This is a genomic window from Actinacidiphila acidipaludis (genome assembly GCF_019890725.1).
GTDB classification, from domain to species: Bacteria; Actinomycetota; Actinomycetes; order Streptomycetales; family Streptomycetaceae; genus Actinacidiphila; species Actinacidiphila acidipaludis.
Genome location: NZ_JAINZZ010000070.1, coordinates 1 through 26,737, shown reverse-complemented (window position 1 = coordinate 26,737; position 26,737 = coordinate 1). Strand labels below are relative to the sequence as shown.

Here is a 26,737-nt window from a genome sequence, read left to right as displayed (position 1 = left end):
GTCAGCCGCGGCGGGGCTGGCCGAACCGCAGCATGTTCCCGGCCGGGTCGCGGAAGGCGCAGTCCCGCACGCCGTACGGCTGGTCCATCGGCTCCTGCAGCACCTCACCGCCTGCGGCCCGGATCTTCTCGAAGGTGGCGTCGACGTCGTCGGTCCGGAAGACCACGCCGCGCAGCATGCCCCTGGCCAGCAGCCCGGCCGCCGCCCTGCGGTCGGCCTCGGGGGCGTGCGGGTCGGCCAGGGGTGGTTCGAGCACGATCTCCACGCCGGGCTGGGACGGCGAGCCGACCGTCACCCAGCGCATGCCCTCGAAGCCGACGTCGTTGCGCACCTCGAGGCCGAGGACGTCGCGGTAGAAGGCCAGGACCGTGTCGGGGTCGTCGACGGCGATGAAGCACTGTGCGAGGTGGATGTCCATGTCCTTCACGCTACGAAGCGGGAGCGGACCTGGCTTCTCCGTTCCTGACCGGCCGGGTGTGGATCTTGGCGATGCACGCCGGGACGGCGGCGCCCTCGGCGTGGTCCCGGGCCCGGTAGGCGCTCGGGGTCTCCCCGACCAGCTCGGTGAAGCGCGAACTGAAGGAGCCCAGCGAGGTGCAGCCGACGGCCATGCAGACCTCGGTCACGCTCAGGTCGCCGCGCCGCAGCAGTGCCTTGGCGCGTTCGATCCGGCGCGTCATGAGATAGCTGTAGGGCGTCTCGCCGAAGGCCGCGCGGAAGCTGCGCTGGAAGTGCCCGGGGGACATCAGGGCGGTGTGCGCCAGCGCCGGGACGTCCAGCGGCTCGGCGTAGTCGCGGTCCATCCGGTCGCGGGCCCTGCGCAACCGGACCAGGTCGGAGAGATCGGGGGTCGGCACATCGGCCACGGTACCCAGGAATCCGCCGCTCCGGGCGACGCCGCAGGTCACGGCCCCCGGGCCGGTCGTGTCGCACCGGTCGGCGGAAGATGCTTGCTATGCGATCGGTTCCGATATATCGTTGATGTGTCGCGAAAGATCACCGATGGAAGGAGCGACATCATGCGTTCCCACGGATACGAGCAGGAACAGCACCATGGGCACTGTGGTCCCGGCCATCACGGCTGGGGTGAGCGGGAAGCCCGCAGGGCGGCCTTCGGGCCGTTCGGACCCCCCTTCGGCGGCCCCGGCGGGCCGTTCGGCCCGGGCGGCCGGGGCAGGGGCGGTCACCGCGGCGGCGGCCGGGCACGACGCGGGGATGTCCGCGCGTCGATCCTGGCGCTGCTCAAGGACCGGCCGATGCATGGCTACGAGATGATCCAGGAGATCGCCGAACGCAGCGGCGGCGCGTGGAAGCCGAGTCCCGGCTCGGTCTACCCGACGCTGCAACTGCTGGAGGACGAAGGGCTGATCACCAGCGCGAGCGAGGGCGGCAAGAAGCTGTTCACGCTCACCGAGTCCGGCCGCACCGAAGCCGACGCGGGCCCCGAGGCCCCGTGGGAGGAGGCCGGCCGGGGCGTCGACTGGGACGCCCTCAACGAGATAAGGAAGGCCGGCGGCGGACTCGTCGAGGCGTTCCGCCAGGTGTGGGCCACCGGCACACCGGAGCAGCGCGACAAGGCGCTGACCGTGGTGAACGAGGCCCGCAAGCGTCTCTACCTGATCCTCGCCGACGAGGACACCGAGCAGGAGTGACCCGCGGCCGGACTCCGGCCGGGCCCATCGGCCCGGCCGGCCCCCGGCCCCCGGGACAAGCACCCCGGCCGCGACGGCCGGGTCACAGGACCGAGCCGGTCCGGGACGTCACGCCCCGGACCGGCTCGATCCGCGTATCACGAGGCGGGTGGGGACGATGCGCGGCTGGGCCGGCTCCAGGCCCTTGCCGGGGCCGGCGTCCAGCAGGCCGCGCAGCGCCGCCACCGCCGCCTCGCCCAGGGCCCGCTGGTCCTGGGCGACCGTCGTCAGCGCCGGGCGGACCAGTGCCGCGGCGTCGATGTCGTCGAAGCCCACCACCGCCAGGTCCCGCGGCACGGCCAGGCCCGCGTCCGCGGCCGCGTGCATCGCGCCGATCGCCATCTGGTCACCCGCCGCGAAGATCGCCGTCGGACGTTCGGCGACGCTCAGCAGCCGCCGGCCCGCCGCCTCGCCGCTGGCCAGGAAGAAGTCGCCCTCCACCACGTAGCCCTCGGGCACGCCCAGGCCCAGCCGGGCGCAGGCCCTGCGGTAGCCGGCCAGCCGCTCCGCGGCCGGCGGCAGGTGCAGGGGGCCGGTGATGGTGGCGATCCGGCGATGGCCGAGCGCGTACAGATGCTCCACCGCGGCCTCCGCGCCCGCCGCGTTGTCGGAGCTGACCCGCACCGTGCGCGGACCGGTGAACGCCGTGTCGATGCCGGCGCACGGGACGGTGGACGCGGCGAGCTGGCGCAGGCAGTGGTCGTCGGGGGGAGTGGTCAGCACGATCACGCCCTCCAGGTTGTGCCGCCTGACCGCCTGCAGATGGGCGCCCTCCGGGTCGTCGGGACCGGGCGTCGTCAGCAGCATCAGGTGGTAGTCGGCCTCCGACAGCGCGGTCCGCACCGCGCTCAACAGGCCCAGCAGGAACGGGTTGTGCAGGCCCTGCGCCTCCTGGCCGCTGTCCCAGATCAGCCCGATGGTGTCCGAGCGGCGCCGCACCAGCGTGCGGGCCGGCTCGTTGGGGGCGTACCCCAACTCCGTGGCCAGCCGCCGGATCCGCTCGCGGGTCGCCTCGCTCACCTCGGCGCGGTCGTTCAGTGCCCGCGAGACGGTGGCGGTCGACACACCGCTGCGGCGGGCGAGTTCACGGATGTTCACGAAGTACCCGTTCTGCGCGAGTGGACAGGGCCGACCTGCGGGAAGGCGTCCAGCCCAGCGTGAAGGAAAACACCTTCTGCGTACAGTCTTGACGATCAGTGAGCACAAGGACAGACTGCCCGCCGTTTGGAAACGTTTACGGCTCCAGGTCCCGGCCTGCCGGGACCTCACCTACGCGAACGGGGCTCCTGACATGCCAGCCAAGGCTCGAAGACTGCGCACCAAAGGTCTACTGACCCTCGCCACGGCGGCCGCGTGCGTCGCGGCCGTGGCCTCCGTCCCGGCGCAGGCCGGCGACAACCCCACGTACACCAACCCCAACGCGCCCGTCGATCTTCGGGTCAAGGACCTGCTCCACCGGATGACGCTGGCCGAGAAGATCGGTCAGATGGACCAGATCTCCGTGGTGCGCATGCAGGGCGACTGCCAGTGGAGCGGCGGCGACTTCACCCAGGCCTGCCTCAAGAGCGTGCTGGTGGACAACGCGGCGGGCTCGGTGCTCTCCGGCGGCGGGGCCGGTCCGGCCGTCAACACGCCCGAGAACTGGGCGAAGATGGTGAACGCGGTGCAGAAGTACGCGGTCACCAACTCGCGCCTGCACATCCCGGTCCTGTACGGCGTGGACGCGGTGCACGGGCACAACAACGTCCTGGGCGCCACGGTCTTCCCCCAGGAGATCGGCATCGGCTCCAGCTGGGACCCCGCGCTGGCCCAGGCCACCGGCGCCTCCACCGCCCGCGCCGTCGCCGCCACCGGCATCGACTGGAACTTCGCGCCCGTCGCCGACATCGCCCGCGACCAGCGCTGGGGCCGCTACTACGAGACCTACGGCGAGGACCCGCTGCTGGCCGGCACGCTCGCGGCGTCCTCGGTCAAGGGCATCCAGGGCGCCGACGGCGAGAAGAAGGTCGTCGCCACCGTCAAGCACTTCGCCGGCTACGGCGAGCCCGGCAACGGCCACGACCGGGTGCCCGGCGACGTCTCGATCCGCTACCTCCAGGACACCCTGCTGCCCTCGTACAAGGCGGCCATCGACGCCGGCGCCCAGACCGTGATGGTCAACTCCGGTGCCGTCAACGGCATCCCGGCCACCGGCTCGCACTATCTGCTGACCACCGTGCTGCGCAAGCAGTTCGGGTTCCAGGGCGTCGTCGTCAGCGACTGGCAGGACGTCCGCGCGCTGCAGACCTCCTACCACGTGGCCGCCGACTACCCGGAGGCCATCGCCAAGGCGGTCAACGCCGGTCTCGACATGGCCATGGAGCCGTACGACGCCCAGGGCTGGAGCGACGGACTGAAGACCGCCGTGGACCGGGGCCTGGTGACGCAGAAGCGGATCGACGAGTCGGTGTCGCGCATCCTGCGGCTGAAGTTCCAGCTCGGGCTCTTCGAACACCCCTACGTGGACGCCTCGAAGGCCGACGGCGCCGTCCTCGGCGCCGACACCACGCTCGCCCGGCAGGCCGCCGACGAGTCCCAGGTGCTGCTGCGCAACGACGGCAACGTGCTGCCGGTGCCGGCGTCCGCCAAGAAGATCGTCGTCGCCGGCTCCTACGCCGACGACATCAACGACCAGGTCGGCGGCTGGACCGTCGGCTGGCAGGGCGTGCCCGACGGCGTGCAGGAGCCCGGCACCACGGTGCTGCAGGGCATCAAGGCCGCCGCTCCCTCCGGCACCCAGGTCGTGCAGGCCAAGACCGCGGACGACGCCGTCGCCCAGGCCAAGGACGCCGACCTGACGGTCGTCGTGGTCGGCGAGAAGGCCGCGGCCGAAGGCGCCGCGGACAGCCCCCGGCCCGAACTCAGCGCCGACCAGCAGGCGCTGGTGAAGTCGCTGAAGGCCACCGGCAAGCCGGTCGTCACCGTCGTCATCGCCGGCCGCCCGCTGGTGCTCGGCGACGCGGACGGAACCCAGGGCCTGCTGATGTCCTGGCTGCCCGGCAGCGAGGGCGGCAAGGCCGTGGCCGACGTGCTGTTCGGCTCGTACAACCCGAGCGGCCGGCTGAACGCCTCCTGGCCCAAGGACATCGGCAACGAGCCCCTGTACTACCAGCAGCTCCCCGGCACCAACGGCGGCCCGGAGTCCTCGTACGACGCCGCCTACCCCTTCGGCGCCGGCCTGTCGTACACCACGTACGACTTCGCGTCGATCAAGGCCGGTTCGGCCTCCGCGCGGACGAAGGACACCATCCACCTGTCGGTCGGCGTGACCAACTCCGGCTCCCGGGCGGGCGACCTGGTGGTCCCGGTCTACGTGTCGCAGCCGTCCAGCGACGTGCTGTCCCCGTCCCGCAAGCTGGTCGCCTTCGCCCGGGTCCACCTGGACGCCGGCCAGTCCCGCACGGTCGGTCTGGACGTGCCGCCGAGCCGGCTGGCGGTCACCCCGGGCGACATCGACGGGACCGGTCCGCAGACCGTCGCGCGCGGGGACTACGTGTTCACCGCGGGCACCCGGAGCACGACGGTGACCGTGCGCTGACCCCCGACCCTCCGGGCACGCGACCGATCACCCATCCGGCGCCGGGCCGGGGGCGGGCCTTCCCGCTCCCGGCCCGGCGCGTGGTGTGTGATGGACTTCCAGCGACGACGGGAGGCCCGATGAGCGACGAGGGAAGCGGGGACGCCCCGCCGCACGGCGGCGACGGCGGAGGCGAAAGCGAGGACGAGGCGCTGCTGGCGCGCCTGCGGGCCGCGCCGGTGCTGGCCGGCCCCCTCCCGCGGTTCGCCCCCGAGGACGCGCCCGCCGCGCCCGGGCCGCTGTTCGCCCGCTGGCTCGACCGGGCCCTGACGGACGGCGTGCCGGAACCCCAGGTGATGACGCTCAGCACGGCGGCCGCCGACGGCGCCCCCAGCGCCCGGGTACTGATCCTGCGCGGCGTCGACATCGCCGACTGCGCCTGCCTGTTCGCCTCGGACGCGGGCAGCCCCAAGGGCGAGGACCTGGCGGCCAACCCGCGGGCGGCGCTCACCTGGTACTGGCCCGCCCAGGGCCGGCAGATCCGGATGGCGGGACCCGTCACCGCGCTCGGCGCCGACGCCGCCAGGGCCGACTTCCTCGGCCGCTCGCCCGCCTCGCGCACCGCCGGCTTCACCGGCCGCACGAGCCGGCCGCTCGGCGGCCCGGGCGAGTACGACCGCGCCTGGCGGGCCGCGCAGTCCCTGGTGGCGGGCGAGCCCGGGCGGGTCCCCGACGGGCACACCGTGTACCGGCTGCGAGCCCAGGAAGCGGAGTTCTTCCAGGCCGACCCCGGGCGGTTCCACGTGCGGGTGCGGTACACGCGGAGCCCGTCCGGGCCGGGCTGGGACCGCACCCTGCTGTGGCCGTGAGCCCCGGCGGCCGATGTCAGTGGCTATCGGGATGACGGTCCTGTCGCGAGCTGTCATCATGACCCGATGCACGTAACTCAGGGGAGGAGCGGGGGTCTGGGCCTCGCTCTGCTGTCGGCCTTCGCGTTCGGCGGTTCGGGGGTGGCGGCCAAGCCGCTGATCGAGGCGGGGTTCGACCCGCTGCACGTGGTGTGGCTGCGCGTGGCGGGCGCCGCGCTGATCCTGCTGCCCGTCGCGCTGCGGCACCGCGCGCTGCTGACGCGCCGCCCCGGCCTGCTGCTGGGTTTCGGCGCGCTCGGTGTGGCCGGCTGCCAGGCCCTGTACTTCGTGGCGATCTCCCGGATCCCGGTCGGCGTGGCGATCCTCGTCGAGTACCTCGGCCCGGCGCTGCTGCTCGGCTGGGTGCGGTTCGTGCAGCGCCGCCCGGTCAGCCGGGCGGCCGCCTTGGGCGTGATGCTGGCCGTCGCCGGGATGGCGGGGGTCGTCGAGATCTGGTCGGGCCTGGCCTTCGACCCCCTCGGCCTGCTCTGCGCGTTCGGTGCGGCGTGCTGCCAGGTCGCGTACTTCGTGCTGGCCGACCACGGCACGGGCGGCGAGGACGCCCCCGACCCCGTCGCGGTCATCGCCCACGGACTCGTCATCGGCACCGTGGTGCTCACGTTCTTCGCCCGCCCCTGGGAGATCCCCTTCTCCGGCCTCACCCATCGCGCCGCGCTCGGCCAGCGGGAGGTCCCGGCGATCCTGCTCATCGGCTGGATCGTGCTGGTCGCCACGGTCGTGGCCTACCTGTCCGGGGTGATGGCGGTCCGCCGGCTGAGCCCGCAGGTCGCGGGGGTGGTCGCCTGCATCGAGGCGGTGGTCGGGACCGTGCTGGCGTGGATCCTGCTGGGCGAGCACCTCGGGTTCTTCCAGGTCCTGGGCGGCACTCTGGTGCTGTGCGGGGCGTTCGTCGCGCAGACCTCCGCGTCGGCGGGCGGTCCCGCGGGGAAGGACGGTCCCGGCGGCGCCGAGCCCGCCGTCGTCCCCAAGGCCGAGCCGCTGCCCCCGGCCGGCCAGGTCGAGGTGGCGGGCGCCGGCTAGCGGGGCCGACGGCCGCCCGGGACAGGCGATTTGGTGCGGGCGGCGGTCAGCGCACCCGGGTGCCCGGACCCGGAGCCCGGCCGCACGCCGGGATAGGGTGGCGGCATGCACTCCATGGTTCTCCCGCCGCCGGCCCGCTGACGCGGGCACACGCTGCCACCCCGGACCACCCGGCCTGACCCCGCCGCGCGTCGTGTGACGCGCCTGCGCACGGCAGGCGGTGAGTGCTGCCCGCAGACGGTGACCTTCACCCACCCCTTCCCTGCGGGAGAACTCTCGTGTCAGTCACGCATGACCGGCCTGCCCTCACGGCCCGCCGCGCCCTCGCCTGTGTCGTCTTCGCCGCCACCGCCTGGGGGACCGCCGGCGCGGCGGCCGCGCTGCTCTACGGCGGCAGCGGCCTGGGGCCCTTCGGCCTCACGTTCTGGCGGGCCGCGGGCGGCTTCGCCCTGCTGCTCGGGGTACGCGCCGTCCGCCGCACGACCCGCACGACCCGCACGACCCGCGGGTCCCGCGGGAGGGCGCGATCGGGCGGTGAGTCCGGTGTCCGGGCGGCCGGTGGGCTCGGCTCCGGGACCGGCCGGGGCACCGCCGCGCCGCGCCGGGGCACCGCCGCGCCGCGCCGGGGCCGTGCCCGGGCCGCCGGGCGGATCCTGGCGACCGGCGCCGCCCTGACCGTCTTTCAGGCCGCCTACTTCTGCGCGGTGCGGTCCACCGGCCTCGCCGTCGCCACGGTCGTCACGCTGGGCTCGGGACCCGTGCTGATCGCCGTGGCCGCCCGGCTGACCCTGGGGGAACGCCTCGGGCGCGGCGGCACCTGCGCCGTGGCCGGCGCCCTCGGCGGCCTCGCGGTCCTCGTCCTCGGCGGCAGCGGAGCGACCGTACGGCCCGCGGGCGTGGCCCTGGCCGTGCTGTCCGCCGCGGGCTACGGCGCGATGACGCTGCTCACCCGCTGGTACGGCCGACGCGGCGAGGCGGCCGACCCCCTCGACACGTCCCTGTGGTCGTTCGGCCTGTGCGCGCTGGCCCTGCTGCCCGCGGCGGCGGCCGAAGGCATCCTGCCGCAGGCGGCCGGGCTCGTCCGCACGCTGCTCCTGCTCGCCTACCTCGCCTCGGTCCCCACCGCGCTGGCCTACGCCCTGTACTTCGCGGGCGCGGCGGCCCTGCGGTCGGCCACCGTGTCGGTGATCGCCCTGATCGAGCCCGTGTCCGCGGCGGTCATCGCCGTCACCCTGCTCGGTGAGCACCTCACCGGAGCGACGGTGATCGGCACGGTTGTGCTGCTGGCCGCGGTCGCCCTGCTCACCTGGGAGGAGGCGCGCACCTCCGCGGTGGTCGCCGTCCCCGGCACGCCGCGGGAGCCGGTCGGCACCACGGGCGCCTGAGAGGTCTCCGCGCCGGGGCGCCAGGCTGGGTGCGGGCACGGTCTGCGCTTGGGCAGGGGAAGGGTGTTGGGGCCTGGCGTTCGTTGTCAGCCGCCGCGGCGCCGGGCGCCTTGCCGGAACGGGTACCGGAGGCCGCGGGGTCCGCTCCCCCTGGGAACGCGCGCCGGGCACCCTCCCCTCGGTGGCAGCCGCGCCACCCGGCCGCCCACCCGGAAAAGGCGCCCGGCACCCCTCGGACACAGCACCCTACGTTCGGGCGGGGTCCCCGCCCGCGAGGCGGCGGAGTTGGTGGGCGCGGGCGGCCGCGTCGTGCGGGGCGCCGCGCTGGGAGAGCAGCCCGGTCACGCGGCGCTGCACACCCTCCGCCTTGTTGCCGCCGTACTTGAACTTCGCCCGCACCGCGGTGACTTCGAGCCGGACCCCGCGGATGCCGGGCAGCATGCGGCCGAACGGTGCCTGTCCGGGGACCACGGGCGCGGTGCCGCCGTCCGGCTGGAAGTGGGCGAGCTGGCGCTGGAGGAGGTCGGCCTTCTCCTGCGGGTCGTCCAGGACGTGCGCCACGGCGAGCAGTTGGACCGCCGCGTAGTAGCTCGTCGGGGTGCCGTGCTCGGTGGGCCCCTCCAGCGGGGCGTGCCAGGGGCCGGGCACGAAGACGTAGTCGTCCACGACGCTCAGCGTCACCCGCGGGCTCGCCTGCAGCGCCGCCCACAGCGGGTTGGGGCGCGCGAGGTGCAGCACCGCCTCGCCGTGGCGACCGGGCTCGGGGTCGTAGGCGAAGTGCACGGGTTGGACGAACGGCGGTTCGCCGTCCTGCCCGTTGACGGCGAGTTGCCCGAAGTCGTGGGCGGCCAGCCAGGTCCGCCACTCGTCCTCCTCCAGGGGCGCGTCCCAGGGATGGATCAGCATGCGCTCGGTCCTCTCAGATCCGCGGGGCCGCGCCGCGCGGACCGGTGGGCGACAGATAGCCGGGCAGGGCCGGGGAATCCGGGGAACCGTCGGCGGGCTCGGGCGTGCCGTACACCTGCCGCACCGGCACCACGCCCGACCAGTAGGGGAGTTCCACGTCCTCCGGGTCGTCGCCGGGGCCGCCGGTGCGGACCTTCGCCGACACCTCGGCGAGGTCCAGGCGCAGCACCGCGGTCGAGGCGAGCTCCTTGGCGTTCGCGCGCCGGGAGTCCGCGGACCGCCCCGGCACGACCTGGTCGACGACGGTGTCGAGCGCCAGGGCGCGTTCCACGGGGTCGGTGACCTGGTGGGCCATGCCGTGCACCACCACCGAGCGGTAGTTGATCGAGTGGTGGAAGGCGGACTTGGCCAGCACCAGGCCGTCGACGTGGGTCACGGTCAGGCACACCGCGAGTCCGTCGCCGCCGGCGGCCGCGCGGGCCGGCCGCGAACCCGTCGAGCCGTGCACGTACAGCCGCTCGCCGTGGCGGGCGTACAGCGTGGGCAGCACGACGGGCGCGCCGTCGCGGACGAAGCCGAGGTGGCACAGGTACCCGGCGTCGAGGATGCCGTGCACCAGCGCACGGTCGTAGGCCGCCCGTTCGCGCAGCCGCGTGGGCGTGGTGCGGGGTGTGGGGGAGTACGCGGCGGCGGGTGGCGCGGAATCCTGGGTCATGACTCGCGTCCTCCTTTGCACTAGTGCATAATGGGGTTTGTGCTAGGAGAGTATCGGATCACCGGCCGGGGCGCATCGGCAATCGCGGCCGACATCGAGAGCGCGGTGGGCGCGGGCGCGCTGCACCCCGGCGCCGCCCTGCCGCCGTTGCGGGAACTGGCCCGCGAACTGGACGTCAACCCGAACACGGTCGCCGCCGCCTACCGGCTGCTGCGCGACCGGGGCGTGATCGAGACCGCGGGGCGGCGGGGCAGCCGGGTCCGCTCCCGGCCGGCCACCGCGCCCCGGGACGAGATCCGGATCGAGGTCCCGGCGCAGGCCCGGGACATCTCCAGTGGCAACCCCGACGTGGCCGTACTGCCGCCGCTGGCCGACGCGCTGGCGGCGGCCGCCGCCGGCCACGCCGAGTCGCCCGCCCTCTACGGCGGGCCGCCGGTCGACCCGGAGCTGAGCCGGCTCGCCCGGGCCGCGTTCGACGCGGACGGCGTGCCCGCCGGGCCGATCGGTCTCACCTCCGGCTCCCTTGACGCGATCGAGCGCGTGCTCGCCGCGCATCTGCGGCCGGGCGACGCGGTGGCGGTGGAGGACCCGGGGTGGGGGAGCGTGCTGGACCTGGTGCCGGCGATGGGCCTGCGCGTGGTGCCGGTCGCCGTCGACGACGAGGGACCGGTGACCGCGGACGTCGCGCGGGCGCTGGAATCGGGCGTCCGGGCCCTGGTGGTCACCGACCGGGGGCAGAACCCGACCGGCGCCGCCCTCTCCGCGACGCGGGCCGCCGAACTGCGGGAGCTGCTGGCCGCCCACCGGCATGTCCTGGTCGTCGACGACGACCATGTGCACGGGCTGACCGGCCTCCCGCTGCACTGCCTGTCCGGCGCCACCGACCGCTGGGCGCTGGTGCGTTCCACGGCCAAGGCGTACGGGCCGGACCTGCGGCTCGCGGTGTACACCGGCGACGCGGTCACCGTCGACCGCGTCCGCGGCCGGCACCGCCTGGGCGCCGGCTGGGTGAGCCATCTGCTGCAGCGCGCCGTGGTCCACCTGTGGCGGACCGGCGCGGTGGACGTCGCCGCCACCGCGCGTTCCTACGACCTGCGCCGCGACGCCCTGCTGACCGCACTCGCCGAGCGAGGCATCACCGGCCACGGGCGCAGCGGCATGAACGTCTGGGTGCCGGTCACGGACGAGACCGGCGCGGTGGCCGGGCTGCTCCAGCACGGCTGGGTCGTCGCCCCCGGCGCCCGGTTCCGGGCCCGCTCGGCGCCGGGCATCCGGCTGACCGTCTCCCCGCTGCGGCCGGACGACATCGGCCCGCTCGCCGACGCCGTCGCCGCGGTGCTCCGCCCGGCCGGGACCGGCCGCTACGCCTGAGCCGGGACCGGCCGCTACGCCTGAGCCGGGACCGGCCGCTACGCCTGAGCCGGGACCGGCCGCTACGCCTGACGGGCGCGCGGCCGCCGCTGGGTGAGCGCCGCGCCGACCAGGATGACCACCGCGCCGACCGGCTCGTTCCAGCTCAGCGACTCACCGAGCAGCAGCACGCCGGCGGCCGTGGCCACGATCGGGATCAGGTAGGTGACCATCGCGCCGATCGTCGGGCCCTTCTCGGCCACCAGCCCGTACTGGATGAGGAACGCGATGCCCGTGCCCAGCGCGCCGAGCGCCAGCACCGACAGCACGGACTTCACGGGGTAGGACGTCGGCATCGAGGTGAAGAACGGCGTCACGACCAGCAGTTGCAGCGTGCCCAGCAGCAACTGGCTCGCGGACATGGCGAGGTTGGAGCTGCCGGAGCCCGACAGCGTGCGCCGCACGTACGCCCAGCCCACGGCGTAGCTGACCGCCGCCGTCAGCGCCATGATCGTGCCCTTGGGGTCCTGACCGGAGAACCCCTGCCAGGCGCCCAGGACGGTGAGCACTCCGGCGAAGCCGAGCCCGACACCGGCGAAGCGCTGCCGCGACGGCCGGTCCTCGGAGAGCGCCACGACCGAGACCAGCATCGAGAACAGCGGTGTCGCCGCGTTGCATATCCCGGCGAGCATCGACGGGATGGTCTGCTCGGCGGTCGCGAACAGCGTGAACGGCAGCGAGTTGAGCAGGAAGGACGCGACCAGCAGGTGCAGCCACACCCGCCCCCGGCGCGGCAGCCGCTCGCGCTTGACCGCGACCGCCGTCGCGAGGACCGCCGTGCCGAACACCATGCGGCCCAGGGTGACCTGCAGCGGCGCGAACGCCTCGTTCCCCACCTTCATGAACAGGAAGCTGAAGCCCCAGACCAGACCGAGCGCGACGAAGCGGATGCGCCAGTCCGTCAGTCGGCGCAGCACACCGCCGGCCGTGCGGGCGGGCGTGGCGAAGGAAGGGAGGGAAGCGAGGGAAGGAGCAGCGGGGGCGGCGGGTGCCACGGGGGCGGCAAGGGGTGGTACGGGGGCTGCGGCGACAGCCGGGCTGCTCTCGGCGGGTGCGGTCATGGCACCACGATGACGGCTGCGACGTCGTAGAACAAGCGAGAATTCGTACACGGACGCCGTAGTATCGCTTACATGTTGAATCTGGAGCGCCTGCGCATCCTGCACGCCATCGGCACCTACGGATCGGTGAGCGCCGCCGCGGACGTGCTGAGCGTCACCACCTCCGCGGTGTCGCAGCAGATGACGAAGCTGGAGCGGGAGACCGGGCAGGCGCTGCTGGCCAGGAACGGCCGCGGGGTGCGGCTGACCGACGCGGGACGGCTGCTGTCCGGGCACGCCGAACGGATCCTGTCCCTGGTCGAACTGGCGCACGCCGACCTGGAGGCGCACCGCGGCGCGGCCGTCGGCGAGCTGCGGGCCGGCGCCTTCCCGACCGCGGTGCGCGGGCTGTTCCCCACCGCGCTGACCGCGCTGCGCCGCGAGCACCCGCAACTGCGCACGGTGGTCCACGAGCTGGAGCCGCACGACCAGCTCGCCCGGCTGGTCCGCGGCGACATCGACCTGGCGGTCGTCCTCGACTGGTACAACAAGCCGCTGTCGCTGCCCGGCGGACTCGCCAAGGCCCCGCTGTTCGACGACATCGCCGACGTCGCCGTGCCGGTCGGGCACCGGCTCGACGGCCGGGAGCGGATCGAGCTGGACGAACTGGCCGACGAGGAGTGGATCGCCTGGCCGGACGGCGGCTTCTGCCACGAGTGGCTGCTGTTCACCCTGCGCGGCAAGGGCATCGAGCCGCGCATCTCGCACCACGCGGAGGAGCACGCCACGGTGCTGGCGCTGGTGGCGGCGGGGCTCGGTGTGGCCGTCATGCCGCGGCTGGGACGCGACCCGATGCCCGAGGGCGTGCGGATCGTGCCCGTGCGGACCACGATGTGCCGCCATGTCTACGCGGTCTGGCGGGAGGACGCCGACCGCCGGCCCGCGATCCGGGCGGCGGTCGACGCCCTGCGGCGGTCGGCCGAGCGGTACACCCGCTGACGGCGGGCACGCCGGGTTCAGGCCAGCGAGATCTCGCCGCCGGCGACCCTGACCTGCTTGGACGGCAGCGGCGCCTGGGCCGGGCCGTTGGCGACGCTGCCGTCCGCCACGTGGAACCGGCTCCCGTGGCACGGGCAGTTGATCGTGCCGCCGGACACGCTCGCGACGGTGCAGCCCTGGTGGGTGCACACCGCCGAGAACGCCTTGAACTGGCCGGCGGTGGGCTGGGTGACGACGACCTTCTGATCGGCGAAGACCTTGCCGCCGCCGACCGGGATCTCCGAGGTCTTGGCGAGTCCGCCACCGCCCGAGGACCCCGAACCCGCCGCGGAGGTCGTGGGGGCGGCGGAGTCCGACGGCTGGGTCGAGCCGGCGTCCGAGGTGGTGTCCCCCGCGCTCACGGTGGGGCTGTCGTCGGAGCCCGAGCCGGACGAGCCGCACGCGGTGAGGACGGCGGCGAGCCCGGCGCCTCCCGCAGCGGCGACGACGGTGCGGCGGGCGACGGACTCGGGGAATCCGGGGGTTCCGGGGGTTGCCGGGGTTTCTGCCATGAGCTGCTTCCTGTCGACTGGTCGGGCCCGGCGGGCCGGCGTGGGGGCCGGCCCGCCGCGTCGTTTCACGCGTGACCGTTCATACGGCCTGCGGGCGCGAAACGTTCAGCGACGCGCGCAAGAAGTTCAACTGGTGCCGCAACAGCCCCTCCACCACCACCGGATCGGACGGCCCGTGGGTGACGTTCGACAGCGGGAGCACCTGGTGCGGGCGGTGGGCGGCCAGCAGCGCGGCCGACATCCGCAGGGTGTGCGCCGCCACCACGTTGTCGTCGGCGAGGCCGTGCACCAGCAGCAGCGGCCGGCGCAGCGCGGCGGCCTCCCCGATCGGCGACGAACGGTCGTACGCCTCCGGGTCGTTGCCGGGGTGCCCGAGGAACCGCTCGCGCCAGTGCGTGTCGTACAGACGCTGGTCGCTGGGACCGGCGCCGCTGATCGCCGCGTGGAAGACGTCCGGCCGGCGCAGCACCGCGGCGGTCGCCAGCGTGCCGCCGTAGGACCAGCCGCGGATCGCCACCCGCCCCAGATCCAGGTCCCGGCAGTGGGCGGCGGCCGCGTGGAGGGCCGTCACCTGGTCCTCGACGGGAGCGCTGAGCGTGTCCCGGTGGACCGTCTTCTCCCAGGCGGGGCCGCGTCCCGGCGTGCCGCGGCCGTCCGCGATCACCACCGCGAAACCCTCCTCGGCGAACCACTGGCCCTCGACCAGCGGCCAGTTCCTGCCCCGCGTCACCAACTGCATCGCCGGGCCGCCGTACGGCGCGAGCAGCACCGGCAGCGGTCCGCCGCCCGGCCGGTACCACGAGGGCAGCAGCAGCGCGGTGCGGATGCCCGCCTCGCCGGCCCGCAGCCAGGTGACCCGCGGCGGCGTGACCGGCTCGGCGGCCAGGCACGCGACCGTGCGCGGCGCGGCCCCCTCGCGCAGCAGCCGCGTCTCGGGGCCGGCGTCCGTGCGCGACGCGAGCAGCAGGGTGCCGCCCGCCCGCTGCCCGGTGTGGACGCCTGGCGTGCTGCTGAGCGGCACCAGGCCGGCGTCGGGCGCGTACGACCACAGGTGCGCCTCGGTCGGCTCGTCGCTCGCGGTGAACAGCACGGTCTCGCCGGTCACTTGCTCGACGGCGCGTATCTGCAGGCCCTCGGGCGTGACCGGGGTCCCCGCCACGGTCAGCCGGCGGGTCCCGCCGAGGTCGGCGGTGTGCACCAGGGCGCCGGACGCGGTCCTGGCCGGGGTGCCGGGGATCAGCTCGACCCAGGCCGGGTCGCGCTGCTCGTGCAGCAGGCGGGTCGCGCCGGTCGCGGGGTCCGCGGCGAGGACGCGCAGGGTGCCCTGGTCCCGGCTCTGGACGCTCAGCAGCGGCCCGTGCGCGTCCCAGGCCACGGCGGCCAGGTACTCGTACGCCGCGCGGTCCCAGGCGATCGGGGTCGTCGTCCCGTCGAGGCCGAACACGGACAGGGACACCTCGGCGTTGTCGGTGCCCGCGGCCGGGTACGCCACCTCGCGCGGAGGGCGCGACGGGTCCGAGGGGTCGGCGATCCACCAGCGCCGCACGCCGGTGGTGTCCACCCGGGCGGCCAGCAGGCGCCGGCCGTCGGGCGCCCACCAGTGGCCGCGGTGCCGGCCCATCGACTCGGCCGCCACGTGCTCGGCCAGACCGTAGGTCACGTCGGCGCTCTCCGGCGCCGCGAGGAGCCGGCCGTCGCCGCCGTCGAGGGCCGCGACGTGCAGGGCGCCGCCGGTGACGTAGGCGACATGCCGTCCGTCCGGGGCGAGCCGCGGGTCCACGACCGGCCCCGCGGTGGCGACCGGCCGCGGCGCCGCGCCCCGCCGTGGCTCCAGGCACCACAGGGCGCCGTCGACCGCGAAGACCACGGTGGCCAGGTCCGCGGTCGCGTCGTAGGCCACGACGCCCGCGGTGTGCTCGCGGGCGCGCTCCCTGCGGATCCGCTCGGCCTCCGGCACGCCGGCCGGACCCGCGCCGAGCCCGTCGGGGTCAACGAGCAGCCGTTCGCCGTCGTCGTCGATCAGCCACAGGCAGCCCGTCCGGTCCTCCGGGCCGCGGGTGCGCAGGAAGAGCACCGCCGTGCCGTCGGCGGCGAGCGTGAACGCCCGCGGGACGCCGAGGGTGTAGCGCTGGGTACGGGCGAACTGCGCGGGGAACGCGTCGTGGGCGGACGGCTCCGGGGGAGCGGGGTGGGGGGCGGTGGCCGGGCCGTGGCGGTCGTCGTGCGTGCTGGTCGTGTCCATGAGGGCAGTCTGCACCGCACTAACCTGGGGGGATGTTGAGAGAAGTGACGGGCATCCGCTATGTGACGCCGCTGCGCGAGGGCGGCTCGGTGCCCGGAGTGGTCGAGGCCGACGACCTCGGTACCTATGTCGTGAAGTTCACCGGCGCGGCCCAGGGCCGCAAGGCGCTCGTGGCCGAGGTGATCGCCGGTGAGCTGGGCAGGCGGCTCGGCCTGCGGGTGCCGGAGCTGGTGCGGTTCGACTTCGACCCGGTGATCGCGCTGGGCGAGCCCGACCAGGAGATCCAGGACCTGCTGAAGGCGAGCGGCGGGCTCAATCTCGGAATGGACTTCCTGCCCGGCTCGCTCGGGTTCGATCCGCTGGTCTTCACCGTGGATTCCGCGGAGGCGAGCCGCATCGTGTGGTTCGACGCGCTCATCGGCAACGTGGACCGGTCGTGGCGTAATCCTAACATGCTGGTCTGGCACCGGGACTTGTGGCTGATCGACCACGGCGCCTCGCTCATCTGGCACCACAACTGGCCGTCCGCCGAGGCCGCCGCGGCCAAGCCGTACGACGCGTCCGATCACGCACTGTCCCGCTTCGATCCCGAACCGGCGGCTGTGGCAGGGGAGTTGGCGGCGAAGGTGACCGAGGACCTGCTGACCGAGGTGACCGCCCTGATTCCGGACGAGTGGCTGGCCGGCGAACCCGGGTTCGACACACCCGACGACGTGCGCGCGGCCTACCGGCGACTGCTCGGCGCCCGCGCGCAGGACATCCACGAGCGCATCACCACAGCGCCCGGGCGCCGGGAGAAACAGCCGCCACCGGAGTGGCTGCGCCCCTGGGTCGAGGGCCACGCGGAGAAGGGCGGCGCCGAGTGAACGGGCGGGACGTCTTCGAGTACGCGCTGGTGCGCGTGGTGCCGCGGATCGAACGCGGCGAGATGATCAACGCCGGCGTGCTGGTGTACTGCCGCGCGCAGAGCTACGTCGGCGCCCGGGTGCACCTGGACGAGGCGCGGCTGCGCTGCCTGGACGCCGAGGTCGACGTCGAGGGCGTCCGGGCGGCGCTGCGCGGGTACCAGGGGATCTGCGAGGGCGGCGACCGGGCCGGGCAGGCCGCGGACGACGACCCGGGGCGGCGGTTCCGCTGGCTGACCGCGCCGCGCAGCACCATCGTGCAGTCCGGACCCATCCACACCGGGCTGACGGCCGACGCCCGGCGTGAGGCGGACCGGCTGCTGGAGCTGCTCGTGCGGTGAGCCACATCCGCCGTGGTGGCGTTGACACAGGGTCACGGCACTTCTACGGTTTCGGCTACGGGACCTACTAAGCGGTCGCTCATGCGTGCGGCGCACGGGCGACCGCACACCGGGCTGAGGAGACACAGATGTCCACCACCGAGCAGCGCGTCGCGATCGTCACCGGCGCCGCCCGCGGGATCGGCGCCGCCACCGCGGTGCGCCTGGCCGCGGAAGGCCGTGCCGTCGCCGTCCTCGACCTCGACGAGGGGGCGTGCAAGGACACCGTCGAGACCATCACCGCGGCCGGCGGCCGGGCGCTGGCCGTCGGCGCCGACGTGTCCGACGAGGCCCAGGTCGAGGCCGCCGTCGCCCGGGTCGCCGAGGAACTGGGCGCCCCCACCGTGCTGGTGAACAACGCCGGTGTGCTGCGCGACAACCTGCTGTTCAAGATGACCGCCTCCGACTGGGACACCGTCATGGGCGTGCACCTGCGCGGCGCCTTCCTGATGACGCGCGCGTGCCAGAAGCACATGGTCGACGCGAAGTTCGGCCGGGTCGTCAACCTCTCCTCGTCCTCCGCGCTCGGCAACCGCGGCCAGGTCAACTACTCGGCGGCCAAGGCCGGTATGCAGGGCTTCACCAAGACCCTGGCCATCGAGCTCGGCAAGTTCGGCATCACCGCCAACGCCGTCGCCCCCGGGTTCATCGTCACCGACATGACCGCGGCCACCGCCGCCCGCGTGGGCATGGGCTTCGAGGACTTCCAGGCCGCGGCCGCCACCCAGATCCCGGTCCAGCGCGTCGGCCGCCCGGAGGACGTCGCCAACGCGATCGCCTTCTTCACCGGCGACGCGGCCGGCTTCATCTCCGGCCAGGTCATGTACGTGGCCGGCGGACCGCTCAACTGACCAGCGCGAAGGCCATCGACATGACTCAGCCCACCCCCGACACCGGCCGCGTGGCCCTCGTCACCGGCGCCAGCCGCGGCATCGGCTACGGCATCGCCGAGGCCCTGGTGGCCCGCGGCGACCGCGTGTGCATCACCGGACGCAACGAGGACGCCCTCAAGGAGGCCGTCGACCGCCTCGGCGCGACCGCCCCAGGCGCCGACGGACAGCCCCGCGTCATCGGCGTCGCCGGCAAGGCGCACGACGAGGCGCACCAGGCGATCGCCGTCGAACGCACCATGGAGGCGTTCGGCCGGGTCGACTACCTCGCCAACAACGCCGGCACCAACCCGGTGTACGGCCTGCTCGCCGACCTCGACCTGGGCGTCGCCCGCAAGGTCTACGAGACCAACGTGATCTCCGCGCTCGGCTTCGCCCAGCAGACCTGGAAGGCGTGGCAGAAGGAGAACGGCGGCGCGATCGTCAACATCGCCTCCATCGCGGGCCTCGCGCCGTCCCCGTTCATCGGCGCCTACGGCATGAGCAAGGCCGCCATGGTGAACCTGACCGTGCAGCTCGCCGCCGAGATGGCGCCGGGCGTGCGGGTCAACTCCATCGCCCCCGCCGTGGTGAAGACCAAGTTCGCCGCGGCCCTGTACGAGGGGCGCGAGGAGGAGGCCGCCGCGGCCTACCCGCTGGGACGCCTCGGCGTGCCCGAGGACATCGGCGGCACCGCCGCGTTCCTGCTCTCCGAGCAGGCCGCCTGGATCACCGGGCAGAACCTCGTCGTGGACGGCGGCCTGTTCCTGCAGGCCGGACACTGACAGCTCCGGTCCACCGGACGCCGGCCCGCGCCCCGCGGGCCGGCACTGTCAGTGGCGGGGACTAGGTTCGGGAACAGCAACACATCACCGACCGGAGGTTCCCGACGTGCCCACCATGCTGCCCGACTCCTGGCAGGCCGCCCTCGGCGGGGAGTTGGACAAGCCCTACTTCCAGCAGCTCACCGACTTCGTCGCGGCCGAACGCGAGAAGCACCGCGTCTTCCCGCCGGAGGACCAGGTGTTCGCCGCCCTGGAGGCGACGCCGTTCGACCAGGTGAAGGTACTGATCCTCGGCCAGGACCCGTACCACGGCGAGGGGCAGGGACACGGCCTGTGCTTCTCGGTCCGGCCCGGCGTGCGGACCCCGCCGTCGCTGCGCAACATCTTCAAGGAGATGCGCGACGAACTCGGCCACCCGATCCCGGACAACGGCTATCTGATGCCGTGGGCCGAACAGGGCGTGCTGCTGCTCAACGCGGTGCTGACGGTCCGCGAGGGCGAGGCCAACTCGCACAAGGGCAAGGGCTGGGAGAAGTTCACCGACGCGGTGATCAGGGCGGTGTCCGGGCGTCCCGACCCCGCGGTGTTCGTGCTGTGGGGCAACTACGCGAAGAAGAAGCTGCCGCTGATCGACACCGAGCGGCACATCGTCATCCAGGGCGCCCACCCGTCCCCGCTGTCCGCCAAGCTCTTCCTCGGCAGCCGCCCGTTCAGCCAGATCAACGCGGCCGTCGAGACGCAGGGGCACCAGGCGATCGACTGGCGCATCCACGACCTGGCGGTGGCGGCGGGCTGAACCCGCCCCTGGCGGCTTCGCACGGGCGGTGCCGCATCAGCCGCGGCGGGAGCCTGCCGCACTCAGCGGGCCGACCGCCCGTCGGCAGGCGCGGGCGGTCTCGCTGCCCGGGTCCCACCCGCCGTACGCGCGGCCCAGCTCGCACACACCGTCCGCGCCCCGGGCCAGCCTGGGCAGGACCGGCTGCACGGGGGCCGTGTCCCGCTCCGGCCCGCGGTGCGGCGCCCGCCGATGACGGCGGGCGCCGCGCTGCGGATCGGCGCCACGGGCGCGGCGGTGGTTCCCGGCCGGCCGCGCCCCCACGGTGTCCAGGACCTGATGGGCTCGCGGCGCCGCGGTCCCGCCGTCGGGCCCGGCGGGCGCGGTCCACCCTGCGGTCCACCCTGCGGTCCACCCGGCGGTCCGCACGGGCACGGGAGGGCGGGCGCCGGGGGCCGCCGGCGGGGGAGCGGTGACGGTCGTGCACCCCGTGGCGGCACACGCGAACAGCACGGACAGCAGGGCCAACGCGGCCAGCGGGAAGGGAAGTCGGCGCACCCGCCCCACTGTGCCGGGCGCCCGCGGCGGCCGTAATTCCCCGGGCGAGTGACCGTTCGGCCCTCGCACACGCGGCCCTCACCCCTACAGGTGACCCCCGCGCGCCCGCGACCGCGGCCCGGGGGACCTCGCCGGGACCCGTCATCCGGCCCGTATGCTGCGGTGACGCCCGCCCGGCGCACTCGTGGCGGCGGCACACGGCGTCCGCGCGACGCAGACGACAGGAGCACGCATGGCAACCGGCAACGTCCCGCTGAGGATCGGCGTCATCGGCCTCGGCGACATCGCGCAGAAGGCGTACCTGCCGGTGCTCGCCGCGCAGCCGGGCCTGGAACTGCACCTGCAGACCCGGACCCCCGCGACGCTGGAGCGGGTCGGCGAGGAGTACCGGCTGCCGCACCGCCACGCCACCCTGGACGCCCTGCTGGACCGGGAGCTGGACGCCGCGTTCGTGCACGCGCCGACCGAGCACCACGTGGCCATCGCCGAACGCCTCATCGAGGCGGGCGTCCCCACGTACGTCGACAAGCCGCTCGCCTACGACCTGGCGGGGGCCCGCCGCGTCGTCGAACTCGCCGAGCGGCGCGGGGTGTCGCTGATGGTCGGGTTCAACCGCCGTTACGCGCCCGGCTACGCGCAGTGCCTGGACCACCCGCGCCATCTGGTGCTGATGCAGAAGAACCGGATCGGCCTGCCGGAGGCGCCGCGCACGATGGTCTTCGACGACTTCGTGCACGTCGTGGACACCCTGCGCTTCCTCGCGCCGGGCACCGTCGACCGGGTGACGGTCAGCGCCCGGGTCCGCGACGGCCTGCTGCACCACCTCGTGCTGCAGCTGGACGGCGACGGCTTCACCGCGATCGGCTCGATGAACCGGATGAGCGGCTCGGTCGAGGAGAGCCTGGACGTCAGCGGCGACGACGCGCGCCGTCAGGTGCTCAACCTCGCCGAGGTCGTCGACCACAAGGGCCAGCCGACGGTCCGCCGGCGCGGCGACTGGGTGCCGGTGGCCCGGCAGCGCGGCATCGAGCAGGTCACCCTGGCGTTCCTCGACGCGGTCCGCGGCGGCAAGGTGCTGGACGCCCAGGACGCGCTGCGCACCCACGAGCTGTGCGAGCGGATCGTCACGGAGATTGACCGGGCAGCGCCGGAGCCGGTCGCCTGACCAGCCGCGTCGCCTCGTAGGCCGCCGAGACCAGCACCAGCAGCAGTGCCAGGTGCGGGACCCAGTCCCCGAAGCGGACGTACGGGCTGACGCCGGTGGACAGCGGCACCCGGTAGAGCGTCGTGGTGCTGCTGCCGGTGCCCACACGGTGCCCGACGGCGTGCCCGTTCCCGTCGTAGACCGCGCTGATCCCGGTGAGGGTCGCATGCACCATCGGCCGCCAGGTCTCCGCGGCCCGCAGCGCGGCCAGCGAGGCGTGCTGGGCCGGCGCCCAGCTGTCCTGGAACGACGACGTGGAGGACTGCGCGACGAGGACCTGGGCCCCGTCACCGGCGAGATGGCGGCTCATGTCCGGGAACGCGGTCTCGAAGCAGACCAGCGGGGCGAAGCGCAGCCCAGGGGCGTCCATGACCACCTGGTGCTTGCCCGGGCGGCGGTTCTGGTCGGCGGCCTTGCCCACCGACGTCGCCCAGCCCAGCACCGACCGCATCGGGATGTACTCGCCGAACGGGACCAGCCGCATCTTGTCGTAGGTCGGCCCGGTCACCCCGTCCGGGCCGATGAGCTCCGAGGTCTTGGAGATGCCGGAGCCGTCCGCCTTGGGGGCGTCCACGTTGACCAGCAGATCGGCACCGATCGAGGCCGACAGCGACGCCAGCCGGTCGGCCACGGCGGGATGCGAGCTCAGGTCGACGCCGACGCTGCTCTCACCCCACACCACCAGGTCCGGGTGGCTGCCGGCCAGTTGCTGGGTGAGCGCGATCTCCCGGTCCAGGCGGCTCTCGGCGGTCGGCATGACGCCCGGCTGGACGACCGCGACGCGCACCGATCCCGACTGCTGCGGGCGCGGCGCCCACCACCAGACCACGCTGGTGGCGACGGCCGTGACGACCAGCGCGGCGACCGCGGGCCTGCGGGCGCCGGGCCGGGCGACCAGCGCCGCCACGGACGTGTTCAGCAGCACCACCAGGAAGCTGAGCAGCCACACCCCGCCGAGGGACGCCAGCCGCAGGGCCGGCCGGACCTCCCACTGGCTGGCGCCCAGCAGCCCCCACGGGCCGCCCAGACCCTGCCAGGAGCGCACCAGCTCCACCATCAGCCAGCCGCAGGGCACCAGAACCAGGGCCGACGCGACCTGGGCGCGCCCCGCGTCCTGGCCGAGCAGCCGCCGCACCAACCAGCCCCAGGGCGCCCAGAGCGCCCCGAGGATCAGGGCCAGGACGACGATGAACACGTTCAGGCTCGGCAGCAGCCAGTGGTGGACGGCCAGCATGAAGCCGGCACCCCCGAACCACCCGTCGAGCGCGGCGCGTTTCGGCGTCGGCGCGGAGCGGATCAGCAGCATCCACGGCACCAGGGCGACGTAGGCGAGCCACCACAGCGAGGGGGCGGGGAACGCCAGCGCGGGCACGGCGCCGGCCAGGGCGGCCGCCCCGCCGCGCTTCCACGGTGACGCGAGGCGCGCGGTGACGCGTTCCTCGACCGTCAGCGACATATCGGCTCCCTCGGGTGGATCCGCCGGGTCCTCTCGCGTCGAGCCAGGGGTGATCAAGGCTGTTTACCCCTTCGCACGGGGTGACACACCGGCCGCCGGGCGAGCCCGCGGCCGGTGCACTGACCACGTCATCCTGCCCCACGTCGGGCGCCTATGCCCCCGGGTGGGCCCGAGCCGCGGTGCGACCCGAGGCCGGGGCGCCCCAAGCCGGTCAGGGCAGGCGGTTCCAGGCGGTCAGCACATGGCGGCCGTGCTCGAGACCGAGCCGGCTGAGGGTGCCGGTGGCGAGCTGGAACAGCGCGCCGTCGGCCGGCGGCAGGCCGAGCCGGCGGGCGGTCAGCACCCGCAGCAGGTGGGCGTGGGCGACCAGCACCACGTCACCCCCCTCACTGTTGGCGAAGGCCGCGTCGGCCCGGGCCAGGACCCGGTCGGCGCGGTCGCCGACCTCCTCGGGGGTCTCGCCGGGATGCCCCTCGGGGCCCGGCACCACGCCGTCGGTCCACAGGTCCCAGTCGGGGCGGGTGCGGTGGATCTCCCGCGTGGTCACGCCCTCGTAGCCGCCGTAGTCCCATTCGCGCAGGTCGGGGTCGACGAAGGTGTGGTCGAGTCCCGCGAGCTTGGCGGTCTGCCGGGCGCGCTCCATCGGAGAGGTCAGCACGCACGCGATGTGGCGGGAGGAGAGCATCCGGGCCAGGCCGCGGGCCTGCTCCTCGCCCTTCCCGGTCAGCGGGAGGTCGGTGTAGCTCGTGTGCTGACCGGACAGCGTCCACTCGGTCTCGCCGTGACGGATCAGAACCAGCTCGCCCATCGGGCACCTCCCGTGACGCCCCTCGGCGCCGCCGTTGTGATCATACGTCCCGGCCCGGGACGACGAGCGGTCCGGGCCGTCCGCCCGGGCTGACGGCCCGGACCGCAGTGGTGGCAACCACGGGCGGTGCGCGGGACTTCCCGTCACACGCCGTGGCTACCATGACGCGCAGTGCCCCGGTTGCGGCATCCGCGTGACCTCGGTCTGATCGGTACGAACAGGCGACGCCAGTACAGGAGCCGGAATGGACGACGTGTCCCGCAACTACGACGTGGTGGTCATCGGAGCGGGTCCGGTGGGGGAGAACGTGGCCGAGCGCGCCCGGACGGGCGGCCTGAGCACGGTGATCGTGGAGAGCGAGCTGGTCGGCGGCGAGTGCTCGTACTGGGCGTGCATGCCGAGCAAGGCGCTGCTGCGGCCGGCCCTCGCCCGGGCCGACGCCCGCCGGCTGCCGGGGCTGGCCGGGGCCGTCGCCGGACCGCTGGACGCGCCCGCGGTGCTCGCCCGGCGGGACGTCTTCACCTCGAACTGGAAGGACGACGGCCAGGTCGGCTGGCTGGACTCCGTCGACGTGGACCTGGTGCGCGGCCACGGCCGGCTGGACGGGCCGCGCAAGGTCACCGTGACCACGCCGGACGGGGACACCGTGCGGCTCACCGCGCGGCACGCCGTCGCCGTCTGCACCGGCACCACCGCGGCCCTGCCGCCGCTGGCCGGTCTCGACAACGTGCGGCCGTGGACCAGCCGGGAGGCCACCAGCGCCAAGGAGGTGCCCGGGCGGCTGCTGGTCGTCGGCGGCGGCGTGGTGGCGGTCGAGATGGCCACCGCCTGGCAGGCCCTCGGTTCTGAGGTGACCATGCTGGTGCGCGGCTCCGGGCTGCTGCCGCGCATGGAGCCGTTCGCCGGGGAGATGGTCGCCGACTCCATGCGGGCGGCCGGCGTCGACATCCGGTTCGGGGTGTCGATGGCGTCGGTGACCCGCGAGGGCGGCCCCGAGGACCAGATCCGGGCCGTGCTGGACGACGGCGCCACCCTCACGGCCGACGAGATCCTCTTCGCGACCGGCCGCCACCCGCACACCGGCGACATCGGCCTGGAGACCGTCGGCCTGACGCCCGGCGACTGGCTCACCGTCGACGACACGCTGCGGGTGACCGACGTCGAGGACGGCTGGCTGTACGCGGTCGGCGACGTCAACCACCGCGCGCTGCTGACCCACCAGGGCAAGTACCAGGGCAGGATCGCCGGGGCGGCGATCGCGGCCCGGGCCCGCGGCGAGGTCCTGGACGACGCGCCGTGGGGCGCGCACGTGGCCACGGCCGACACGGCCGCGGTGCCGCAGGTCGTGTTCACCGACCCCGAGGTCGCCGCGGTCGGCCTGAGCCTGGAGGAGGCCGAGCAGGCCGGACGCCGGGTCAGGGCCGTCGACTACGACCTGGGCAACGTCGCCGGCGCCGCCCTGTACGGGGACGACTACCGCGGCAAGGCCCGCATGGTGGTCGACCTCGACGCCGGCGTCCTGGCCGGGGTGACCTTCGTCGGCCCCGGCGTGGGCGAACTCCTGTACTCCGCGACCGTGGCGGTGTCCGCGCAGGTGCCCGTGACCCGTCTGTGGCACGCGGTGCCGGCCTACCCGACGATCAGCGAGATCTGGCTGCGCCTGCTGGAGACCTTCCGCGGCTGACGCCGCGGGCGGGCACGGGCCGGTTCGCCGGATCCGGTGGGTGCCCGCGGGGCCGGCCGCCGCCCGCGGGGTCAGGGGGTGATCCCGCGGGCACCGGTGGATCAGGCGGCCGGGGGGAGGGCGAGGCCGGCCTTGGCGGACTCGGAGAGCGCGTCGGCCAGGACCTCGGTCAGGCCCGACTCGAAACCGTCGAGCGCGGTGCGGACGACGTCCGCCGGGGCGGACTTGGGCGCGTCGATGCCCGCGGTCAGGTCGGTGTCCACGTAGCCGACGTGGAGGCCGGTGACCTGCGTGCCCTGCTCCGCCAGCGCGATCCGCAGCGCGTTGGTCACCGACCACTGCGCCGACTTGGCCGCTGAGTACGCGGCGCTGCCCGGCAGCGTCAGCCACGACAGCACGGACAGCACGTTGAGCAGGCCGCCCCCGCCGTTGCGGGCCAGCACGGGCGCGAACGCCCGGCTCATCTCCAGCGTGCCGAGCACGTGCGTCTCGTACTCGCGCAGGAAGTCCTCCCGCGAACCCTCCAGCAGCGAGGCGCCGGTGGAGATCCCGGCGTTGTTGACCACCAGCGTCACGTCGCCCGCCTGTTCGGCGGCGGCGCGCACGGACGCCGGGTCGGTGATGTCCAGGCGGATCGGCACCGCGCCGGGCACGGTGACCTTCCGCGGGTCGCGGGCGGCCGCGTAGACCTTCGTGGCGCCGCGGTCGAGCAGGGCCTTGACGAAGTGCTCGCCGATACCGCGGTTGCCGCCGCTGACGAGTGCGATCGAGCCGTTGATCTTCATGGGGACGTCCTTGCCGGGAGAGGAGGGAACGGAGGGGGGGTGGGGGACTGACAATTCGTCACCGACAGCGATCCGCGCAGGTCA

At 74.4% G+C, this 26,737-nt stretch carries 26 protein-coding genes; 14 read left to right on the top strand and 12 right to left on the bottom strand.

The genetic code is table 11. The features are described 5' to 3' along the window. Nucleotide 1: 1 nt before the first annotated feature. Complete coding sequence (locus tag K7862_RS32645; RefSeq protein WP_222968578.1) at nucleotides 2–418, bottom strand: VOC family protein; 417 nt, start codon at nucleotides 416–418, stop codon at nucleotides 2–4. Between the two features lie 10 nt (nucleotides 419–428). Further along, complete coding sequence (locus tag K7862_RS32640) at nucleotides 429–803, bottom strand: helix-turn-helix transcriptional regulator (RefSeq protein ID WP_262414169.1); 375 nt, start codon at nucleotides 801–803, stop codon at nucleotides 429–431. A 216-nt stretch (nucleotides 804–1,019) separates the two neighbouring features. On the opposite strand from K7862_RS32640, the gene K7862_RS32635 reads away from it, so the two are divergent. Then, a complete protein-coding gene (locus K7862_RS32635) occupies nucleotides 1,020–1,652 on the top strand; it encodes a PadR family transcriptional regulator (RefSeq protein ID WP_222968574.1) in 633 nt (210 codons plus the stop codon). Nucleotides 1,653–1,760: 108 nt separating this feature from the next. Here the strand turns inward: K7862_RS32635 and K7862_RS32630 are convergent, their stop codons facing one another. Next, the gene (locus K7862_RS32630; protein WP_222968572.1) at nucleotides 1,761–2,789 is read right to left on the bottom strand and encodes a LacI family DNA-binding transcriptional regulator; all 1,029 of its coding nucleotides are present in this window, start codon (nucleotides 2,787–2,789) and stop codon (nucleotides 1,761–1,763) included. Between the two features lie 193 nt (nucleotides 2,790–2,982). Between K7862_RS32630 and K7862_RS32625 the strand changes: the two genes are divergently transcribed. The 4 genes from K7862_RS32625 (at nucleotide 2,983) to K7862_RS32610 (ending at nucleotide 8,581) form a co-directional block, all read left to right on the top strand. Next, nucleotides 2,983–5,268: a glycoside hydrolase family 3 N-terminal domain-containing protein gene (locus K7862_RS32625; RefSeq protein ID WP_222968570.1), complete on the top strand. Its 2,286-nt coding sequence runs from the start codon at nucleotides 2,983–2,985 to the stop codon at nucleotides 5,266–5,268. Nucleotides 5,269–5,387: 119 nt separating this feature from the next. Beyond that, nucleotides 5,388–6,116 carry a pyridoxine/pyridoxamine 5'-phosphate oxidase gene (locus K7862_RS32620; RefSeq protein WP_222968569.1) on the top strand — a complete coding sequence of 243 codons (729 nt, stop codon included), beginning with the start codon at nucleotides 5,388–5,390 and terminating at the stop codon, nucleotides 6,114–6,116. A 66-nt stretch (nucleotides 6,117–6,182) separates the two neighbouring features. Further along, nucleotides 6,183–7,196: an EamA family transporter gene (locus tag K7862_RS32615; protein WP_222968568.1), complete on the top strand. Its 1,014-nt coding sequence runs from the start codon at nucleotides 6,183–6,185 to the stop codon at nucleotides 7,194–7,196. Nucleotides 7,197–7,474: 278 nt separating this feature from the next. Further along, on the top strand, nucleotides 7,475–8,581 hold the full coding sequence (locus tag K7862_RS32610; protein ID WP_308012316.1) for a DMT family transporter: 1,107 nt from the start codon (nucleotides 7,475–7,477) through the stop codon (nucleotides 8,579–8,581). Between the two features lie 246 nt (nucleotides 8,582–8,827). Here K7862_RS32610 and K7862_RS32605 read toward each other — a convergent pair whose 3' ends face one another. Together K7862_RS32605 and K7862_RS32600 are read right to left on the bottom strand one after the other, a co-directional pair. Further along, complete coding sequence (locus K7862_RS32605) at nucleotides 8,828–9,487, bottom strand: FMN-binding negative transcriptional regulator (RefSeq protein WP_222968567.1); 660 nt, start codon at nucleotides 9,485–9,487, stop codon at nucleotides 8,828–8,830. Nucleotides 9,488–9,500: 13 nt separating this feature from the next. Beyond that, on the bottom strand, nucleotides 9,501–10,202 hold the full coding sequence (locus K7862_RS32600; protein ID WP_222968566.1) for a pyridoxamine 5'-phosphate oxidase family protein: 702 nt from the start codon (nucleotides 10,200–10,202) through the stop codon (nucleotides 9,501–9,503). Between the two features lie 39 nt (nucleotides 10,203–10,241). Between K7862_RS32600 and K7862_RS32595 the strand changes: the two genes are divergently transcribed. Continuing rightward, nucleotides 10,242–11,573 (top strand): aminotransferase class I/II-fold pyridoxal phosphate-dependent enzyme, encoded by a 1,332-nt coding sequence (locus K7862_RS32595; RefSeq protein ID WP_222968565.1) that lies wholly within the window; start codon nucleotides 10,242–10,244, stop codon nucleotides 11,571–11,573. A 62-nt stretch (nucleotides 11,574–11,635) separates the two neighbouring features. Here K7862_RS32595 and K7862_RS32590 read toward each other — a convergent pair whose 3' ends face one another. Continuing rightward, nucleotides 11,636–12,673, bottom strand: a complete 1,038-nt coding sequence (locus tag K7862_RS32590) for a DMT family transporter (RefSeq protein WP_222968564.1) — start codon at nucleotides 12,671–12,673, stop codon at nucleotides 11,636–11,638. Between the two features lie 72 nt (nucleotides 12,674–12,745). Here K7862_RS32590 and K7862_RS32585 point away from each other — a divergent pair, with 72 nt between their 5' ends. Further along, nucleotides 12,746–13,651: a LysR family transcriptional regulator gene (locus K7862_RS32585; protein ID WP_222968563.1), complete on the top strand. Its 906-nt coding sequence runs from the start codon at nucleotides 12,746–12,748 to the stop codon at nucleotides 13,649–13,651. A 17-nt stretch (nucleotides 13,652–13,668) separates the two neighbouring features. On the opposite strand, the gene K7862_RS32580 is transcribed toward K7862_RS32585, so the two are convergent. Together K7862_RS32580 and K7862_RS32575 are read right to left on the bottom strand one after the other, a co-directional pair. Beyond that, a complete protein-coding gene (locus K7862_RS32580; RefSeq protein ID WP_222968562.1) occupies nucleotides 13,669–14,202 on the bottom strand; it encodes a Rieske (2Fe-2S) protein in 534 nt (177 codons plus the stop codon). Nucleotides 14,203–14,281: 79 nt separating this feature from the next. Continuing rightward, nucleotides 14,282–16,444, bottom strand: coding sequence for a S9 family peptidase (locus K7862_RS32575; RefSeq protein ID WP_222968561.1), 2,163 nt, complete (start codon nucleotides 16,442–16,444; stop codon nucleotides 14,282–14,284). 32 nt (nucleotides 16,445–16,476) lie between these two features. On the opposite strand from K7862_RS32575, the gene K7862_RS32570 reads away from it, so the two are divergent. From K7862_RS32570 to ung, 5 genes are all read left to right on the top strand, one after another. Next, a complete protein-coding gene (locus tag K7862_RS32570; RefSeq protein ID WP_222968560.1) occupies nucleotides 16,477–17,310 on the top strand; it encodes a HipA family kinase in 834 nt (277 codons plus the stop codon). Continuing rightward, nucleotides 17,307–17,690 (top strand): DUF3037 domain-containing protein, encoded by a 384-nt coding sequence (locus K7862_RS32565; RefSeq protein WP_308012315.1) that lies wholly within the window; start codon nucleotides 17,307–17,309, stop codon nucleotides 17,688–17,690. Before K7862_RS32570 ends, K7862_RS32565 begins: the two co-directional genes overlap by 4 nt. Nucleotides 17,691–17,818: 128 nt before the next feature. Continuing rightward, entirely contained in the window at nucleotides 17,819–18,580 is a 762-nt protein-coding gene (gene fabG, locus K7862_RS32560) for a 3-oxoacyl-ACP reductase FabG (RefSeq protein WP_222968559.1), read from the top strand. A 20-nt stretch (nucleotides 18,581–18,600) separates the two neighbouring features. Next, nucleotides 18,601–19,383 carry an SDR family oxidoreductase gene (locus tag K7862_RS32555; protein ID WP_222968558.1) on the top strand — a complete coding sequence of 261 codons (783 nt, stop codon included), beginning with the start codon at nucleotides 18,601–18,603 and terminating at the stop codon, nucleotides 19,381–19,383. Between the two features lie 115 nt (nucleotides 19,384–19,498). Beyond that, entirely contained in the window at nucleotides 19,499–20,179 is a 681-nt protein-coding gene (ung, locus tag K7862_RS32550) for a uracil-DNA glycosylase (protein ID WP_222968596.1), read from the top strand. A 36-nt stretch (nucleotides 20,180–20,215) separates the two neighbouring features. On the opposite strand, the gene K7862_RS32545 is transcribed toward ung, so the two are convergent. Next, complete coding sequence (locus tag K7862_RS32545; RefSeq protein WP_222968557.1) at nucleotides 20,216–20,716, bottom strand: hypothetical protein; 501 nt, start codon at nucleotides 20,714–20,716, stop codon at nucleotides 20,216–20,218. A 253-nt stretch (nucleotides 20,717–20,969) separates the two neighbouring features. Between K7862_RS32545 and K7862_RS32540 the strand changes: the two genes are divergently transcribed. Next, the gene (locus K7862_RS32540) at nucleotides 20,970–21,881 is read left to right on the top strand and encodes a Gfo/Idh/MocA family protein (RefSeq protein ID WP_222968594.1); all 912 of its coding nucleotides are present in this window, start codon (nucleotides 20,970–20,972) and stop codon (nucleotides 21,879–21,881) included. Here the strand turns inward: K7862_RS32540 and lnt are convergent. Beyond that, complete coding sequence (gene lnt, locus K7862_RS32535; RefSeq protein ID WP_222968556.1) at nucleotides 21,841–23,376, bottom strand: apolipoprotein N-acyltransferase; 1,536 nt, start codon at nucleotides 23,374–23,376, stop codon at nucleotides 21,841–21,843. The two genes, K7862_RS32540 and lnt, sit on opposite strands and share 41 nt — an antisense overlap. Nucleotides 23,377–23,587: 211 nt before the next feature. Next, complete coding sequence (locus K7862_RS32530) at nucleotides 23,588–24,184, bottom strand: histidine phosphatase family protein (protein ID WP_222968555.1); 597 nt, start codon at nucleotides 24,182–24,184, stop codon at nucleotides 23,588–23,590. Nucleotides 24,185–24,428: 244 nt separating this feature from the next. Between K7862_RS32530 and K7862_RS32525 the strand changes: the two genes are divergently transcribed. Beyond that, nucleotides 24,429–25,868 carry a dihydrolipoyl dehydrogenase family protein gene (locus tag K7862_RS32525; protein WP_222968554.1) on the top strand — a complete coding sequence of 480 codons (1,440 nt, stop codon included), beginning with the start codon at nucleotides 24,429–24,431 and terminating at the stop codon, nucleotides 25,866–25,868. Nucleotides 25,869–25,969: 101 nt separating this feature from the next. Here K7862_RS32525 and K7862_RS32520 read toward each other — a convergent pair whose 3' ends face one another. Continuing rightward, nucleotides 25,970–26,653: an SDR family oxidoreductase gene (locus tag K7862_RS32520; RefSeq protein WP_222968553.1), complete on the bottom strand. Its 684-nt coding sequence runs from the start codon at nucleotides 26,651–26,653 to the stop codon at nucleotides 25,970–25,972. Nucleotides 26,654–26,737 lie beyond the last annotated feature (84 nt).